The 16,263-nt window shown below is 46.1% G+C and carries 12 protein-coding genes; 10 read left to right on the top strand and 2 right to left on the bottom strand.

The features are described from left to right. Nucleotides 1-260 precede the first annotated feature (260 nt). From secE to rpoC, 8 genes are all read left to right on the top strand, one after another. Complete coding sequence (gene secE / locus L1076_RS26235) at nt 261-641, top strand: preprotein translocase subunit SecE (protein ID WP_005440549.1); 381 nt, start codon at nt 261-263, stop codon at nt 639-641. Nucleotides 642-654: 13 nt separating this feature from the next. Beyond that, entirely contained in the window at nt 655-1,203 is a 549-nt protein-coding gene (gene nusG, locus L1076_RS26230) for a transcription termination/antitermination protein NusG (protein ID WP_005440551.1), read from the top strand. Between the two features lie 144 nt (nt 1,204-1,347). Then, nucleotides 1,348-1,776 (top strand): 50S ribosomal protein L11, encoded by a 429-nt coding sequence (gene rplK, locus L1076_RS26225; RefSeq protein WP_005440554.1) that lies wholly within the window; start codon nt 1,348-1,350, stop codon nt 1,774-1,776. A 4-nt stretch (nt 1,777-1,780) separates the two neighbouring features. Continuing rightward, on the top strand, nt 1,781-2,482 hold the full coding sequence (rplA, locus tag L1076_RS26220) for a 50S ribosomal protein L1 (protein ID WP_038873427.1): 702 nt from the start codon (nt 1,781-1,783) through the stop codon (nt 2,480-2,482). Between the two features lie 291 nt (nt 2,483-2,773). Continuing rightward, nucleotides 2,774-3,268 carry a 50S ribosomal protein L10 gene (gene rplJ / locus L1076_RS26215; RefSeq protein WP_005440560.1) on the top strand — a complete coding sequence of 165 codons (495 nt, stop codon included), beginning with the start codon at nt 2,774-2,776 and terminating at the stop codon, nt 3,266-3,268. A 57-nt stretch (nt 3,269-3,325) separates the two neighbouring features. Beyond that, complete coding sequence (rplL, locus tag L1076_RS26210) at nt 3,326-3,694, top strand: 50S ribosomal protein L7/L12 (RefSeq protein WP_005440561.1); 369 nt, start codon at nt 3,326-3,328, stop codon at nt 3,692-3,694. Nucleotides 3,695-3,944: 250 nt separating this feature from the next. Next, on the top strand, nt 3,945-7,973 hold the full coding sequence (gene rpoB, locus L1076_RS26205; RefSeq protein WP_009705466.1) for a DNA-directed RNA polymerase subunit beta: 4,029 nt from the start codon (nt 3,945-3,947) through the stop codon (nt 7,971-7,973). A 105-nt stretch (nt 7,974-8,078) separates the two neighbouring features. Beyond that, a complete protein-coding gene (gene rpoC / locus L1076_RS26200) occupies nt 8,079-12,281 on the top strand; it encodes a DNA-directed RNA polymerase subunit beta' (protein WP_005440564.1) in 4,203 nt (1,400 codons plus the stop codon). A gap of 401 nt (nt 12,282-12,682) precedes the next feature. On the opposite strand, the gene L1076_RS26195 is transcribed toward rpoC, so the two are convergent. Continuing rightward, nucleotides 12,683-13,174, bottom strand: coding sequence for an Rsd/AlgQ family anti-sigma factor (locus tag L1076_RS26195; protein WP_005434886.1), 492 nt, complete (start codon nt 13,172-13,174; stop codon nt 12,683-12,685). A 178-nt stretch (nt 13,175-13,352) separates the two neighbouring features. Between L1076_RS26195 and nudC the strand changes: the two genes are divergently transcribed. Together nudC and hemE are read left to right on the top strand one after the other, a co-directional pair. Next, a complete protein-coding gene (gene nudC / locus L1076_RS26190; RefSeq protein WP_237304774.1) occupies nt 13,353-14,135 on the top strand; it encodes an NAD(+) diphosphatase in 783 nt (260 codons plus the stop codon). A gap of 262 nt (nt 14,136-14,397) precedes the next feature. Next, nucleotides 14,398-15,465: a uroporphyrinogen decarboxylase gene (hemE, locus tag L1076_RS26185; protein WP_005433634.1), complete on the top strand. Its 1,068-nt coding sequence runs from the start codon at nt 14,398-14,400 to the stop codon at nt 15,463-15,465. Between the two features lie 220 nt (nt 15,466-15,685). Here hemE and L1076_RS26180 read toward each other — a convergent pair whose 3' ends face one another. Further along, the gene (locus L1076_RS26180) at nt 15,686-16,258 is read right to left on the bottom strand and encodes a uracil-DNA glycosylase family protein (RefSeq protein ID WP_171375197.1); all 573 of its coding nucleotides are present in this window, start codon (nt 16,256-16,258) and stop codon (nt 15,686-15,688) included. Nucleotides 16,259-16,263 lie beyond the last annotated feature (5 nt).

Genomic DNA, 16,263 nt, shown 5'->3' with positions numbered 1-16,263 from the left:
ACGAATTAACGAATGTCTTCGGAAAATCTTGAATTAGATTTGACGAACCAGTATCAAAAAGGGCATCATTTGATGCCCTTTTTCTGCGCTCAACATTATTTTAGCTGTTTTCTTGTTCAGAATTTGGTTGAGAGTAGAGCAAGATTAGGCAGAGAAGCTTAATCTTAAGAGAGTAGCGCTGATTTTTTCAGCGATATGGAGTTTGCCCTGCAACAGCGGGGTTATTGTCGTCTATATTAAGACTTGTGACAGGTTGGTTTATGAAAGCAAATAATGCTGAAACTCCTGATAGCTCAAACGCAGCAGATACGTTTAAGTGGATTGCCGCTTTCGTATTAGCAGCGGCCGCTGTTGTGGGTAATTACCTGTATGGTGAGATGTCTGTAGTTGTTCGTGCTGCAGGCGTTGTTGTTCTTATTGCAGCTGCCCTAGGCGTTGCAGCGACAACGACTAAAGGTAAAGCAGCGATCAGTTTTGCAAAAGAATCTCGTATGGAAGTTCGTAAGGTTGTTTGGCCTACACGCCAAGAAACCATGCAAACAACACTGATTGTTTTAGCTGTAAGTATTGTAATGGCTCTAGTGCTATGGGGAATTGACGGCATCATGGTTCGTTTAGTTGCTCTAGCAACTGGGGTATAGAGGGTAGTGATTCATGAGTGAAGCTCCAAAAAAACGCTGGTATGTAGTTCAAGCCTTCTCTGGATTTGAAGGTCGTGTAGCTCAATCTCTACGTGAGCATATCAAAATGCACGCAATGGAAGAGCTATTCGGTGAAGTACTAGTTCCTACTGAAGAAGTAGTGGAAATGCGCGCGGGTCAGCGTCGTAAATCTGAACGTAAGTTTTTCCCAGGCTACGTCCTTGTTCAGATGATTATGAACGATGAATCATGGCACCTAGTACGCAGTGTGCCGCGTGTCATGGGCTTCATTGGTGGTACCTCAGACCGTCCAGCACCTATCACAGATAAAGAAGCTGACGCGATTCTTAACCGTCTTGAGAAAGCGAGTGAGTCTCCTCGTCCTCGTACAATGTACGAAGCGGGTGAAGTGGTACGTGTTAACGAAGGTCCATTTGCTGACTTCAATGGTACTGTTGAAGAAGTAGATTACGAGAAGAGCCGCCTGAAAGTGTCTGTATCGATCTTTGGTCGTGCAACACCAGTTGAGCTTGAATTTGGTCAAGTTGAAAAACTTGATTAAAAAAACACCTTTTTAAGGGTTGTCTAAGGCGCGAATTATGACTATAATTTCGCGCCTTTTTACTTCTCATGAAGTAAAGAGTTTTTACGTAAACGGGGAGCTGGTCAGCAGACTAGCGTTAGAACCCAAACTTTAGGAAATATCATGGCTAAGAAAGTTGAAGCTTACATCAAGCTACAAGTTGCTGCTGGCGCTGCGAACCCAAGTCCACCAGTTGGTCCTGCTCTAGGTCAACACGGTGTGAACATCATGGAATTCTGTAAAGCGTTCAACGCAAAAACAGAATCTATTGAGAAAGGTCTACCAACTCCAGTAGTTATCACAGTATACAGCGACCGTTCTTTCACGTTCGTAACTAAGACTCCACCTGCTGCTGTTCTTCTTAAGAAAGCTGCTGGCGTTAAGTCTGGTTCTGGTCGTCCAAACACTGAAAAAGTGGGCACTGTAACTGACGCTCAAATCCAAGAAATCGCAGAAACTAAAGCTGCTGATATGACTGGTGCTGACATCGAAGCGATGAAGCGTTCTATCGCTGGTACTGCTCGTTCAATGGGCCTAGTGGTAGAGGGTTAATAAGATGGCAAAACTAACTAAGCGCATGCGCGTAATCCGCGAAAAAGTTGACGTAACTAAAGAATACGAAATCAACGAAGCTGTTGCTCTTCTTCAAGAACTAGCTACTGCTAAATTCGTTGAGTCTGTAGACGTTGCTGTTAACCTAGGCATCGATGCTCGTAAATCTGACCAGAACGTACGTGGTGCAACTGTACTACCTCACGGTACTGGCCGCGACATCCGCGTAGCAGTGTTCACTCAAGGTGCAAACGCTGAAGCAGCTAAAGAAGCTGGCGCAGACATCGTAGGTATGGAAGATCTAGCTGAGCTAGTGAAGAAAGGCGAAATGAACTTTGACGTAGTTGTTGCTTCTCCAGATGCAATGCGCGTTGTAGGTCAACTAGGTACTATCCTAGGTCCTCGCGGTCTTATGCCGAACCCTAAAGTTGGTACTGTAACTCCTAACGTTGCTGAAGCAGTTAAAAACGCTAAAGCTGGTCAGGTTCGTTACCGTAACGACAAAAACGGCATCATCCACACTACTATCGGTAAAGCAAACTTCTCTGCTGAGCAGATCAAAGAGAACCTAGAGTCACTTCTAGTTGCTCTGAAGAAAGCTAAGCCATCTTCAGCGAAAGGTACTTTCCTGAAGAAAGTAAGCATCTCTACTACGATGGGTGCTGGTGTTGCAGTTGATCAGGCTAGCCTGAACACTCAAGCATAATTTATTTGCTTAGGCGCAAAATTTGTGTATAATTTTGCGCCTAATATTTGTGGTTGGGGCTGAACTTTGGTTCTTTGAACTGTCTCCTAGTTCGAAATGAATTAAGACCCAGTCTCCGTCCAAGACCGTAGGTGTTTGTGTCAAAACAAGCTTAATTATCCTACGTAGATGGTGCCCGAACTGACAGAAAGCTCTATGTAAATAGTTAACTTTCTTCTGGGAAGCACCTAAATAGCTCTCACTGTCGTGATGATAGTGAGTGGTGTAACGACAACCAGGAGTAAATCCAAGATGGCTTTAAACCTTCAAGACAAAAAAGCAATTGTTGCTGAAGTCAACGAAGCTGCCAGTGGTGCACTTTCTGCAGTTGTAGCTGATTCTCGTGGCGTTCAAGTTGGCGCGATGACTTCTCTACGTAAACAAGCTCGCGAAGCTGGCGTTTACATGAGAGTTGTTCGTAACACTCTTGCTCGTCGTGCGGTAGAAGGTACTGAGTACGAGTGTCTAACTGACACTTTCACTGGTCCTACGCTAATCGCATTCTCTAATGAGCACCCAGGTGCTGCAGCGCGTCTTTTCAAAGACTTCGCTAAAGAGAACAAAGACTTCGAGATCAAAGCTGCTGCATTTGAAGGCGCTTTAACTGACGCTGAAGTACTAGCAACACTACCAACTTACGACGAAGCAATCGCACGCCTAATGATGTGCATGAAAGAAGCTTCTGCTGGCAAGCTGGTACGTACTATCGCTGCTATCCGCGATCAAAAAGAAGAAGCAGCGGCTTAAGCCTTGCTTTTTACTGGTTGCAAAATAAACTTATTGTTGACTTAAAAGAGAATTGTTATGTCTATTACTAACGAGCAAATCCTAGACGCAGTTGCAGAAATGTCTGTAATGCAAGTTGTTGAACTAATCGAAGCTATGGAAGAAAAATTCGGTGTAACTGCTGCTGCTGCAGTAGTTGCAGGTGGCGCAGCAGGCGGCGAAGCTGCAGCTGAGCAAACTGAATTTGACGTAATCCTAACTGCAGCTGGCGGCAACAAAGTTGCTGTTATCAAAGCAGTACGTGGCGCAACTGGCCTAGGTCTTAAAGAAGCTAAAGCTCTTGTAGACGGCGCTCCAGCACCTCTAAAAGAAGGCGTTGAGAAAGCTGAAGCTGAAGCTCTTAAAGCTCAGCTAGAAGAAGCAGGCGCTTCTGTTGAAGTTAAGTAATTATTACTTAATTTCATAGCCTAACGGCTAATGGCTGGTGGTTTTTTAACCACCGGCCTTTTTGCGCTGTAGGGCATGAGCGAATTTTCCCGCTGTTTAAGCGTCTCATGTCTATGCAAAAAACATTTCATTCCTACGCAATGAAATGTCACTACAGTAAACAGCTATTTAGTCACTGTCCCTTACCCCCCTTAAGTAACTAGGTGCGGGCGGACGGTTTGGGTCACTTATCAGCGAGCTGAGGAACCCCATGGTTTACTCTTATACCGAGAAAAAGCGCATCCGTAAGGACTTTGGTACTCGTCCACAAGTTTTGGACATTCCATACCTGCTATCGATCCAGCTCGATTCGTTCGACAAATTCATCGAACAGGATCCTGAAGGTCAATACGGTCTTGAAGCTGCTTTCCGTTCTGTATTTCCAATTCAGAGCTACAACGGCAATTCTGAGCTGCAATACGTTAGCTACCGTCTTGGTGAGCCAGTTTTTGACGTTAAAGAATGTCAAATCCGCGGTGTAACTTACTCAAAGCCACTACGCGTAAAACTACGTCTAGTAATCTTTGATAAAGACGCACCAGCAGGTACTGTAAAAGACATTAAAGAACAAGAAGTCTACATGGGCGAAATTCCGCTTATGACAGACAATGGTACCTTCGTAATTAACGGTACCGAGAGGGTTATCGTATCCCAGCTGCACCGAAGCCCAGGCGTGTTCTTCGACAGCGATAAGGGTAAGACCCACTCTTCAGGTAAAGTTCTATATAACGCACGTGTAATTCCTTACCGTGGCTCATGGTTAGACTTTGAGTTCGATCCTAAGGATAACTTATACGTACGTATTGACCGTCGTCGTAAGCTACCAGCTTCGATCATCCTTCGTGCACTTGGTAAAACGTCAGAAGAAATCCTAGATATCTTCTTCGAAAAAGTGAACTTCGAAGTGAAAGACCAAACTCTACTAATGGAGTTGGTTCCTGATCGTCTACGTGGTGAAACTGCGTCATTCGACATCGAAGCGAACGGTAAAACTTACGTTGAGCAAGGTCGTCGCGTAACAGCTCGTCATATCCGCCAACTAGAAAAAGATGGCGTTGATCACATCGAAGTACCAGTTGAGTATATCGTTGGTAAAGTTGCATCGAAAGATTACATCAACGAAGCAACAGGCGAGATCATTGTTAACGCTAACCAGGAAATTAGCCTGGAAGCACTAGCGAACCTATCTCAGGCTGGCCACAAATCACTAGAAACGTTGTTCACCAACGATCTAGACCACGGTCCATTCATGTCAGAAACACTACGTATCGACAGCACTGTTGATCGTATTTCTGCACTGGTAGAAATCTACCGCATGATGCGCCCTGGTGAGCCACCAACAAAAGAAGCTGCAGAAGCACTATTCGAAAGCCTATTCTTCTCTGAAGAGCGTTACGATCTATCGACTGTTGGTCGTATGAAGTTCAACAGCTCTATCGGCCGTGAAGATGCTCAAGAGCAAGGCACACTTGACGAGCTAGACATCGTTGAAGTGATGAAGAAGCTTATCGCGATCCGTAACGGTAAAGGTGAAGTGGACGATATCGACCACCTTGGCAACCGTCGTATCCGTTCTGTAGGCGAAATGGCTGAGAACCAGTTCCGTGTAGGTCTAGTACGTGTTGAGCGTGCAGTTAAAGAGCGTCTAAGCCTAGGCGATCTTGACGCAATCATGCCTCAAGACCTGATCAACGCGAAACCAATCTCTGCAGCTGTTAAAGAATTCTTTGGCTCTTCACAGCTTTCACAGTTCATGGACCAAAACAACCCGCTATCAGAAGTAACGCACAAGCGTCGTATTTCTGCATTGGGTCCTGGCGGTCTAACTCGTGAGCGTGCTGGCTTCGAAGTACGTGACGTACACGTAACTCACTACGGTCGTCTATGTCCTATCGAAACGCCGGAAGGTCCAAACATCGGTCTGATCAACTCTCTATCTGCGTTTGCGCGTTGTAACGAGTACGGTTTCCTAGAGACGCCATACCGTCGCGTTGTAGATGGTGTTGTAACAGACGAAGTAGATTACCTATCTGCAATCGAAGAAGGCCAATTCGTTATCGCACAGGCTAACGCTGCGTTAACTGAAGAAGGCGGTTTTGCAGATGAGCTGATCACAGCTCGTCAAAAAGGTGAATCTGGTCTACACCCTCGTGAGCACGCTCAGTACATGGACGTTGCGACAAACCAGGTTGTATCTATCGCTGCCTCGCTTATCCCGTTCCTAGAACACGATGATGCGAACCGTGCATTGATGGGTGCGAACATGCAACGTCAGGCAGTTCCAACACTGAAAGCTGACAAACCGCTTGTTGGTACTGGTATTGAACGTAACGTAGCAGTTGACTCAGGTGTAACTGCAGTTGCTAAACGTGGTGGTGTAATCCAGTCAGTAGATGCTTCTCGTATCGTTGTTAAAGTGAACGAAGAAGAGCTAGTACCAGGTGAAGCTGGTATCGACATCTACAACCTAACTAAATACACACGTTCTAACCAGAACACATGTATTAACCAGCGCCCATGTGTGATGCCAGGTGAACCTGTATCACGCGGTGACGTTCTTGCTGATGGTCCTTCAACAGACCTTGGTGAACTAGCGCTTGGTCAAAACATGCGTATCGCGTTCATGCCTTGGAACGGTTACAACTTCGAAGACTCGATCTTAGTATCTGAGCGCGTAGTTCAAGAAGACCGTTTCACGACTATCCACATCCAAGAACTTACTTGTGTGGCGCGTGATACTAAGCTTGGTTCTGAAGAGATCACTGCTGATATTCCAAACGTAGGTGAATCTGCTCTGTCTAAACTAGACGAGTCAGGTATCGTTTACATCGGTGCTGAAGTTAAGGGTGGCGACATCCTAGTTGGTAAAGTAACACCTAAAGGTGAAACTCAGCTAACGCCTGAAGAGAAGCTACTACGTGCAATCTTCGGTGAAAAAGCATCTGACGTTAAAGATACTTCACTACGTGTACCTAACTCTGTATCAGGTACGATTATCGACGTTCAAGTCTTCACTCGCGATGGCGTAGAGAAAGACAAGCGTGCGCTTGAAATCGAACAAATGCAGCTTAAAGAAGCGAAGAAAGACCTAACTGAAGAATTCCAGATTCTTGAGGGTGGCCTTCTAAACCGCGTTAAAGCTGTACTGATCGATGGTGGTTACTCTGAAGCGAAACTAGACACAACTGATCGTAAGAAGTGGCTAGAACTAACGCTAGAAGACGATGCACTACAATCACAGCTTGAGCAACTTGCTGAGCAGTGGGACGAGCTAAAAGCTGACTTCGATAAGAAATTCGAAACTAAGCGTCGCAAGATCACTCAAGGTGATGATCTAGCACCTGGCGTACTGAAGATCGTTAAGGTTTACCTAGCGGTTAAACGTCGCATCCAGCCTGGTGATAAGATGGCGGGTCGTCACGGTAACAAGGGTGTAATCTCTAAGATCAACCCTGTTGAAGACATGCCATACGATGAGAAAGGTCAGCCTGTAGACATCGTACTTAACCCACTGGGTGTACCTTCGCGTATGAACATCGGTCAGATCCTAGAAGTACACTTAGGTCTGGCAGCGAAAGGTATCGGTGACAAGATCAACCAGATGGTTAAAGAGCAGCAAGAACTAGCGAAATTCCGCGAGTTCCTACAAAAAGTTTACGATCTAGGCGAAACTCGCCAGAAAGTAGACATTGCTTCTCTATCTGATGACGAAGTTCGTACTCTGATCAAGAACCTACGTGGCGGTCTACCAATCGCGACTCCAGTATTTGACGGTGCACCAGAAGCGTCTATTAAAGCGCTACTGAAACTAGCAGACCTACCAGAATCTGGTCAGCTAAAACTGTTTGATGGTCGCACGGGTGACCAGTTTGAGCGTCCTGTAACTGTAGGTTACATGTACATGCTGAAACTGAACCACCTTGTTGATGACAAGATGCACGCTCGTTCAACTGGTTCGTACAGCCTAGTAACTCAGCAACCACTTGGTGGTAAAGCTCAGTTCGGTGGTCAGCGTTTCGGTGAGATGGAAGTATGGGCACTAGAAGCATACGGTGCTGCTTACACTCTACAAGAAATGCTAACGGTTAAGTCGGATGACGTTAACGGCCGTACTAAGATGTACAAAAACATCGTAGACGGTAACCACAGCATGGAACCTGGTATGCCAGAATCGTTCAACGTACTGTTGAAAGAGATTCGCTCGCTAGGTATCAACATCGAGCTAGAAGACGAAGAGTAATCTCTTTTCTCTTGACCAAGGTTGAGAGAATCAAAAAGCGATTATTTGGTAGAAGGTGCTCACTTTAGCGAGTGAGCTCCTTTTAACTCCTTACAGGAGCTGATTGTGAAAGACTTATTAAACTTTCTAAAAGCACAGCATAAGACCGAAGAATTTGATGCTATCAAAATCGGTCTATCTTCTCCGGACATGATCCGTTCATGGTCTTTCGGTGAAGTTAAAAAACCTGAAACGATCAACTATCGTACGTTCAAACCTGAGCGCGATGGTCTTTTCTGTGCGCGTATCTTTGGTCCAGTTAAAGACTACGAATGTCTTTGTGGTAAATACAAGCGCCTGAAGCACCGTGGTGTTATCTGTGAGAAGTGTGGTGTAGAAGTTACACAAACTAAAGTTCGTCGTGACCGTATGGGCCACATCGAGCTAGCATCACCAGTAGCTCACATCTGGTTCCTAAAATCGCTACCGTCTCGTATCGGTCTACTAATGGATATCCCACTACGTGATATCGAGCGTGTTCTTTACTTCGAAATGTACGTAGTAACTGAACCAGGTATGACTGATCTAGAAAAATCTCAGATGCTTACTGAAGAAGAGTATCTGGATCGTCTAGAAGAGTGGGGTGATGAGTTCACTGCTAAGATGGGTGCAGAAGCTATCAAGGACCTACTAGGTTCTATGGATATGCACGCTGAAGCTGAACAAATGCGCGAAGAGCTAGAAACAACTAACTCTGAAACTAAGCGTAAGAAAGTCACTAAGCGCCTGAAACTGGTAGAAGCGTTTATTCAATCTGGTAACAACCCAGAGTGGATGATCCTGACTGTACTTCCAGTTCTTCCGCCAGATCTACGTCCTCTAGTACCACTAGATGGCGGTCGTTTTGCGACTTCAGATCTGAACGACCTATACCGTCGTGTGATCAACCGTAACAACCGTTTGAAGCGTCTTCTAGAGCTAGCTGCTCCGGACATCATCGTACGTAACGAAAAACGTATGCTGCAAGAGTCTGTTGATGCGCTACTAGATAACGGTCGTCGTGGTCGTGCGATCACAGGTTCTAACAAACGTCCTCTGAAATCTCTTGCTGATATGATCAAGGGTAAACAAGGTCGTTTCCGTCAGAACCTTCTAGGTAAACGTGTAGACTACTCTGGCCGTTCTGTAATCACAGTAGGTCCATACCTTCGTCTACACCAGTGTGGTCTTCCTAAGAAGATGGCACTTGAGCTATTCAAACCATTTATCTACAGCAAGCTAGAGACTCGTGGTCTTGCGACTACAATCAAAGCTGCTAAGAAAATGGTAGAGCGTGAAGAAGCGGTAGTTTGGGATATCCTAGACGAAGTAATCCGTGAACACCCAGTATTATTGAACCGTGCACCTACACTTCACCGTCTAGGTATCCAGGCGTTCGAACCAGTACTAATCGAAGGTAAAGCGATCCAGCTACACCCACTAGTGTGTGCGGCGTACAACGCGGACTTCGATGGTGACCAAATGGCGGTTCACGTACCTCTAACTCTAGAGGCACAGCTTGAAGCTCGTACTCTGATGATGTCGACAAACAACATTCTGTCGCCAGCGTCAGGTGATCCGATCATCGTACCTTCTCAGGACGTTGTATTGGGTCTGTACTACATGACTCGTGACAAGATCAACGTGAAAGGTGAAGGCATGTACCTTTCTGGCCCAGCAGAGGCTGAGAAAGCATACCGCACTAAGACCGCTGAACTGCACGCACGCGTTAAAGTACGTATTACAGAAACAGTTGTAGACGAAGACGGCAACAGCACAACAGAGACTAAGATGGTTGATACAACTATCGGTCGTGCAATGCTATGGCAAATCGTGCCAGCTGGTCTACCGTACAGCATCGTTAACCAAAAGCTAGGTAAGAAGCAAATCTCTAACCTACTAAACGAGGCGTACCGTAAGCTAGGTCTGAAAGACACTGTAATCTTCGCTGACCAAATCATGTACACAGGTTTCGCTTACGCGGCACTATCTGGTGTATCTGTTGGTATCGACGATATGGTTGTACCGCCAGCTAAGTACACTGAAATCGCAGAAGCGGAAGAAGAAGTACGTGAAATCCAGGAGCAATACCAATCTGGTCTTGTTACTGCGGGCGAACGATACAACAAAGTTATCGATATCTGGGCATCGACCAACGATCGCGTAGCGAAAGCGATGATGGCAAACCTTTCATCTGAAACGGTAGTTAACCGTGACGGTGAAGAAGAGCAACAAGAATCGTTTAACAGCATCTACATGATGGCTGACTCGGGTGCTCGTGGTTCTGCAGCTCAGATTCGTCAGCTAGCTGGTATGCGTGGTCTGATGGCTCGTCCGGATGGTTCGATCATCGAAACGCCGATCACTGCGAACTTTAAAGAAGGTCTAAACGTACTTCAGTACTTTATCTCAACGCACGGTGCTCGTAAGGGTCTTGCGGATACGGCACTGAAAACAGCGAACTCGGGTTACCTAACTCGTCGTCTAGTAGACGTTGCTCAAGACGTTGTTGTAACTGAACATGACTGTGGCACTCACGAGGGTGTTGACATGATGCCTCACATCGAGGGTGGTGATGTTAAAGTTGCACTAACTGAGCTAGCGCTAGGTCGTGTAGTAGCTGAAGACGTTCTTAAGCCAGGTACAGAAGATGTTCTGATCCCACGTAACACTCTAATTGATGAGAAGTGGTGTCAGATCATGGAAGAGAACTCAGTAGACAGCATGAAAGTGCGCTCTGTAGTTACTTGTGATTCTGACTTCGGTTGTTGTGCACAGTGTTACGGTCGTGACCTAGCACGTGGTCACCTAGTGAACCAAGGTGAAGCAGTAGGTGTAATCGCTGCTCAGTCTATCGGTGAACCGGGTACACAGCTTACGATGCGTACGTTCCACATCGGTGGTGCGGCATCTACTGCAGCAGCAGAGAACAGCATCCAAGCGAAGACAACTGGTACAGTTAAACTGCACAACGCTAAGTTCGTAATCAACAAAGATAAGAAGCTAGTAATCACGTCTCGTGCATCTGAGCTAACTATCATTGATGAATTCGGTCGTACTAAAGAGAAGCACAAACTTCCTTACGGTTCGATGCTAAGCAAAGGCGACAACGACGCAGTAACAGCTGGTGACGTTGTTGCTAACTGGGAAGCGCACACCATGCCAATCATCACTGAAGTGGCAGGTCGCATCCAGTTCGTAGACATGATCGACGGTGTTACAGTTTCTCGTCAAACAGATGACCTAACAGGTCTATCTTCAAGCGAAGTAACTGACCCAGCAGCTCGCCCAGCGGCAGGTAAAGATATGCGTCCAGCTATCAAACTTGTTGATGAGCAAGGTAACGACGTAATGATCCCTGGTACTGAAATGCCAGCTCACTACTTCCTACCTGGTAAAGCGATTGTAAACATCGAAGACGGCGCAGAAGTAGGTGTGGGTGATACACTTTCACGTATCCCTCAGAAATCTGGCGGTAACAAAGATATCACCGGTGGTCTACCACGCGTAGCTGACCTATTCGAAGCTCGTAAGCCTAAAGAGCCTGCGATTCTTGCTGAGCACACAGGTACTGTAAGCTTCGGTAAAGAGACGAAAGGTAAACGTCGTCTAGTAATCACTCGTGACGGCGGTGACGCTTACGAAGAGATGATTCCTAAGCATCGTCAGTTGAACGTATTTGAAGGTGAGCGTGTTGAACGTGGTGACGTGATCGCAGATGGTCCAGAGTCTCCACATGACATTCTACGTCTACGTGGCGTACACGCTGTAACTCAGTACATCGCTAACGAAGTACAAGAAGTTTACCGTCTACAAGGCGTTAAGATTAACGATAAGCACATCGAGACTATCGTTCGTCAAATGCTACGTAAGTGTACAATTACTCACGCAGGTGACTCTGAGTTCCTACCTGGCGAGCAAGTTGAATACTCACAAGTTAAGATTTCTAACCGTAACCTAGAAGCTGAAGGCAAAGAGCCTGCACGTTTCGAGCGTGAGCTACTAGGTATCACTAAGGCATCTCTAGCGACTGAGTCATTCATCTCTGCGGCATCGTTCCAGGAGACAACTCGCGTACTAACAGAAGCTGCGGTTTCTGGTAAGCGTGATGACCTACGTGGTCTGAAAGAGAACGTAATTGTTGGTCGTCTGATCCCAGCTGGTACTGGTTTCGCATACCACCAAGATCGTCAAGCTAAACGTGCTGAAGCGCAAGAAGGTCCATCTGCTGAACAAGCAACAGATAACCTAGCTGCACTTCTAAACGCAGGCTTCTCTTCTGACGAGTAATCGTTAAGAGCTTAAAAGAAAAGGCACCCTCGGGTGCCTTTTTTGTTTTTGGGAGCAAAGGTTAGAACGCTGCGCTCCAAGATTCGAGAGCGCTTCGCTTTAGGAACCGAGAGGTGTGAGAGTCGTGAAAATTATTTTGACTAAGAGGGCGTTGACAGGATTTGTTCCTAAAAAGACAAAATGAATCCCGAATCCCGAATCCCGAATCCCGAATCCCGAATCCCGAATCCCGAATCCCGAATCCCGAATCCCGAATCCCGAATCCCGAATCCTAAAAAACAAAAAGGGTTGACGTACATACGCCAACCCTTGAGAATTTTCTCGCTTCTCGCTTCTCGCTTCTCGCTTCTCGCTTCTCGCTTCTCGCTTCTCGCTTCTCGCTTCTCGCTTCTCGCTTCTCGCTATGCGCCAGGCGGCATCGCTAAACTGTCGGCAATCAACTGAATCAAGTGGTCTTCTACCGCGAAGCGTGTCTCAATGATTTCCCCAATCAAAGACATATCTTCATCAAAATCAGCCAGTTCATCTTCGGCTGAAACATCAGAGTATTTGTCGGTAAAGTTCAACAACGGCTCAGTAGTGAGGACGATCTTCGCGTAAGTCTGGTTTATTTCATCTGTCGCGACAAAGCCAGTGGCTTTCCACTTATCCATCACCATATCGTAGATTTTAAAGTGACCTTCGGAGATATAATCAACAAGGTGTTGGCAGAAGTGCTGAAGTTCGTCAGGGGAAGGGAGTTCAATGACATTGGATTTCGAACAAGGTTGCAGTGCTGCAAGCTTACAATATTCGACAATCAGAGATTGTCTCGTTTCCAGCCAATGGTCAATAACGTCACTGGAACCGCCCCATTGGTCTTGTGTTTGTTTGAATTTTTTTAGCATGACCATGCCCTCATGATCTGATCGCCCATTGGCGAACGTATCCTTTGCAAAGCAAAGTTAGTAAAGTGATTACAAACTCTTGTCCTTACTAGAATTTATAGTTGCAAATTTGGCGAACGACAAACTCTGGTATGAAATTAGATTGCCAGTAAAATGAATGAACTTCAAGCAAAGGGACGCTGTAATGTTAAGAAAAGGTGAAGTTAACCGTACGAAAAACGCCTATTGGTGTGTTGTCTCAGGAAGCGATGTTTGGCTGGTGGATGGTGCTATACCATTTGGCAATGCAGAGCAGTTCTCACTGCTAGAAGCGAGTGCAAGGCAGATAGGTGAATACCAAAATGCCCCAGTGATGTGGGTAAATCTGTCGGATTTAGACCACGATTTAGAACTGGTGTCTCTGCGTGATTGTCTGCATTTCCCTGAGGCTCTCTTCTTGCTGATCAGCAAAGCGATTCAATATGGGCACATGACACAAAGCCTTCGCTTTTGCCCCCAGTGTGGTGGTCGAAACTTTCTCAATAACAACCAGCTAGCGATGCAGTGTGGTGAGTGCCGAACTTTGCACTATCCGCGTATTTTCCCGTGCATCATTGTCGCTGTGCGCAAAGATAACCAGATTTTGTTGGCACAGCACCCTCGTCATCGAAATGGCATGTACACCGTCATTGCGGGCTTTTTAGAAGTGGGAGAAACCCTAGAAGAATGTGTCGCTCGTGAAATACACGAAGAAACTAGCGTACACGTTAAAAATATTCGCTATTTTGGCAGCCAACCATGGGCCTTTCCATCGAGTATGATGATGGCATTTCTTGCGGATTACGAGTCTGGTGAATTGAATCCTGATTACACCGAGCTGTCTGATGCACAATGGTTTGGCATTGACGAGATGCCACCTGTCGCGCCAAAAGGGACGATTGCACGAGCGCTTATCGAAAAAACACGACAAGATATCGAATCTAATTAGATGAAAAATAGATAAAAAAAACCCTCCGAGAGGGAGGGGGTAAGTAAGATGTCGTTATGAGATGCTGAGTACTGGGTACTCAGTTTATAATTGTAGTTTTCGCTAGCGAACAAATTTTTAACACTGATACCGATTGGGTGCAAATTAAGCACTGATTTAAAAGTTAATAACTTGATCCAGGTTGCAAAGCACGCAGCTATTAGCCTTAAATCAGTGATAGAATACCCCCTTTCAAAGAAAGCCTAACAATTGGAATTACGGAATGACTGAATTAAAAAATGATCGTTATCTGCGTGCCCTTTTAAAAGAGCCAGTAGATTACACGCCAGTATGGATGATGCGTCAGGCAGGTCGTTACCTACCAGAGTACAAAGCAACTCGTGCGCAAGCGGGCGATTTCATGTCTTTGTGTAAAAATGCGGAGTTGGCGTCAGAAGTAACGCTTCAACCACTACGCCGTTTTCCTCTTGATGCAGCGATCTTGTTCTCTGACATCCTAACTATCCCAGATGCAATGGGCTTAGAGCTTCGTTTTGCTGCGGGTGAAGGTCCGGTTTTCGATAAGCCAATCACTTGCAAAGCCGACGTAGAAAAGATTGGCCTGCCAGATCCAGAAGGCGAGCTGCAATACGTAATGAACGCAGTGCGTCAAATCCGCAAAGACTTGAACGGTGACGTTCCACTGATTGGTTTCTCTGGTAGCCCATGGACGCTGGCGACTTATATGGTTGAAGGCGGCAGCTCGAAAGCGTTCACCAAGATCAAGAAGATGATGTACGCAGAACCACAAACGCTGCACCTACTTCTAGATAAGCTAGCAGACAGCGTTATCGAGTACCTAAACGCGCAAATTAAAGCGGGTGCACAGTCGGTGATGGTATTTGATACATGGGGCGGTGTACTGACTCCTCGTGACTACAACCTGTTCTCACTGCAATACATGCACAAGATTGTAGATGGCCTGATTCGTGAAAACGACGGTCGTCGCGTACCAGTAACATTGTTCACTAAGAACGGTGGTATGTGGCTTGAGCAAATCGCAGCAACGGGCTGTGATGCGGTAGGTCTAGACTGGACAATCAACATTGCAGACGCGAAAGCGCGTATCGGCGATAAAGTGGCTCTACAAGGTAACATGGACCCATCAATGCTCTACGCTTCACCAGAGCGTATCCGTGAAGAAGTAGCGGGTATTCTAGAAGGCTTTGGCGATGCAGGTACTGGTCACGTGTTCAACTTAGGCCACGGTATCCACTTGGATGTGCCGCCAGAAAACGCAGGTGTGTTTGTGGAAGCGGTACACGAGCTATCTAAGCCATACCACAAGTAACTTCGACTTTTTGAAATCAAATACCGGCAATCAGTGCCGGTATTTTTTTATCTGAAACTCAAGGCTGTACAGCTCTGGTAGTATTTGGTCTGCCATGATCTAATTACTATTTAAGCTGTGCGTTTGAGTTTAAAGTTCAATATAAACAATTAGTTATAATTAGTTCTTCTATGCGCTAATTTTCTTGTACAGATAAACAAGCAATTAGAACATGGGTAACCTAAAGCATCGAATGAACGCGTTTTTTAAGGTATGGCACGACGTCAGATTCAAACCAAGGATTCTTCTTTAGCCATAATGTGTTGCGTGGAGAAGGGTGAGGAAGCGGGATAAAGTCCGGTTCCCAATCCTGCCATTGCTGAACAGTTTGCGTGAGCGTCTTTGGTTTGTTGGTGAGATAGTACTGCTGTGAGTACTGACCAATCAGCAGAGTAAGCTCTATATTGGGCAACTGCTCAAGAATCTTATTATGCCAAGCGGGCGCACACTCTTTGCGAGGAGGCAAATCGCCAGAGCTACCCTTGCCTGGATAGCAGAAGCCCATCGGGACAATGGCTATTTTGTTTGGGTCGTAGAAAGTGTCTTTGTCGATATCGAGCCATTGGCGTAACCGATCGCCGCTTGGATCGTTCCAAGGTATCGAGGTTTTGTGCACACGTGTCCCCGGCGCTTGTCCGATGATTAGGATGCGTGCGTCTTTTGCGGCTTGCACGACAGGGTTCGCGCCCAAAGGTAAATCGTCTGCGCAGATCTGGCAGGCTCGCACTTGCTTTAGCAATGTTTCTAGCGACATAAAAC

It is taken from the genome of Vibrio sp. MMG023, assembly GCF_021654215.1.
Taxonomy (GTDB): domain Bacteria; phylum Pseudomonadota; class Gammaproteobacteria; order Enterobacterales; family Vibrionaceae; genus Vibrio; species Vibrio jasicida.
Note: the sequence above shows the minus strand (reverse complement) of the source record. Positions and strands in the feature narration are given on the sequence as shown.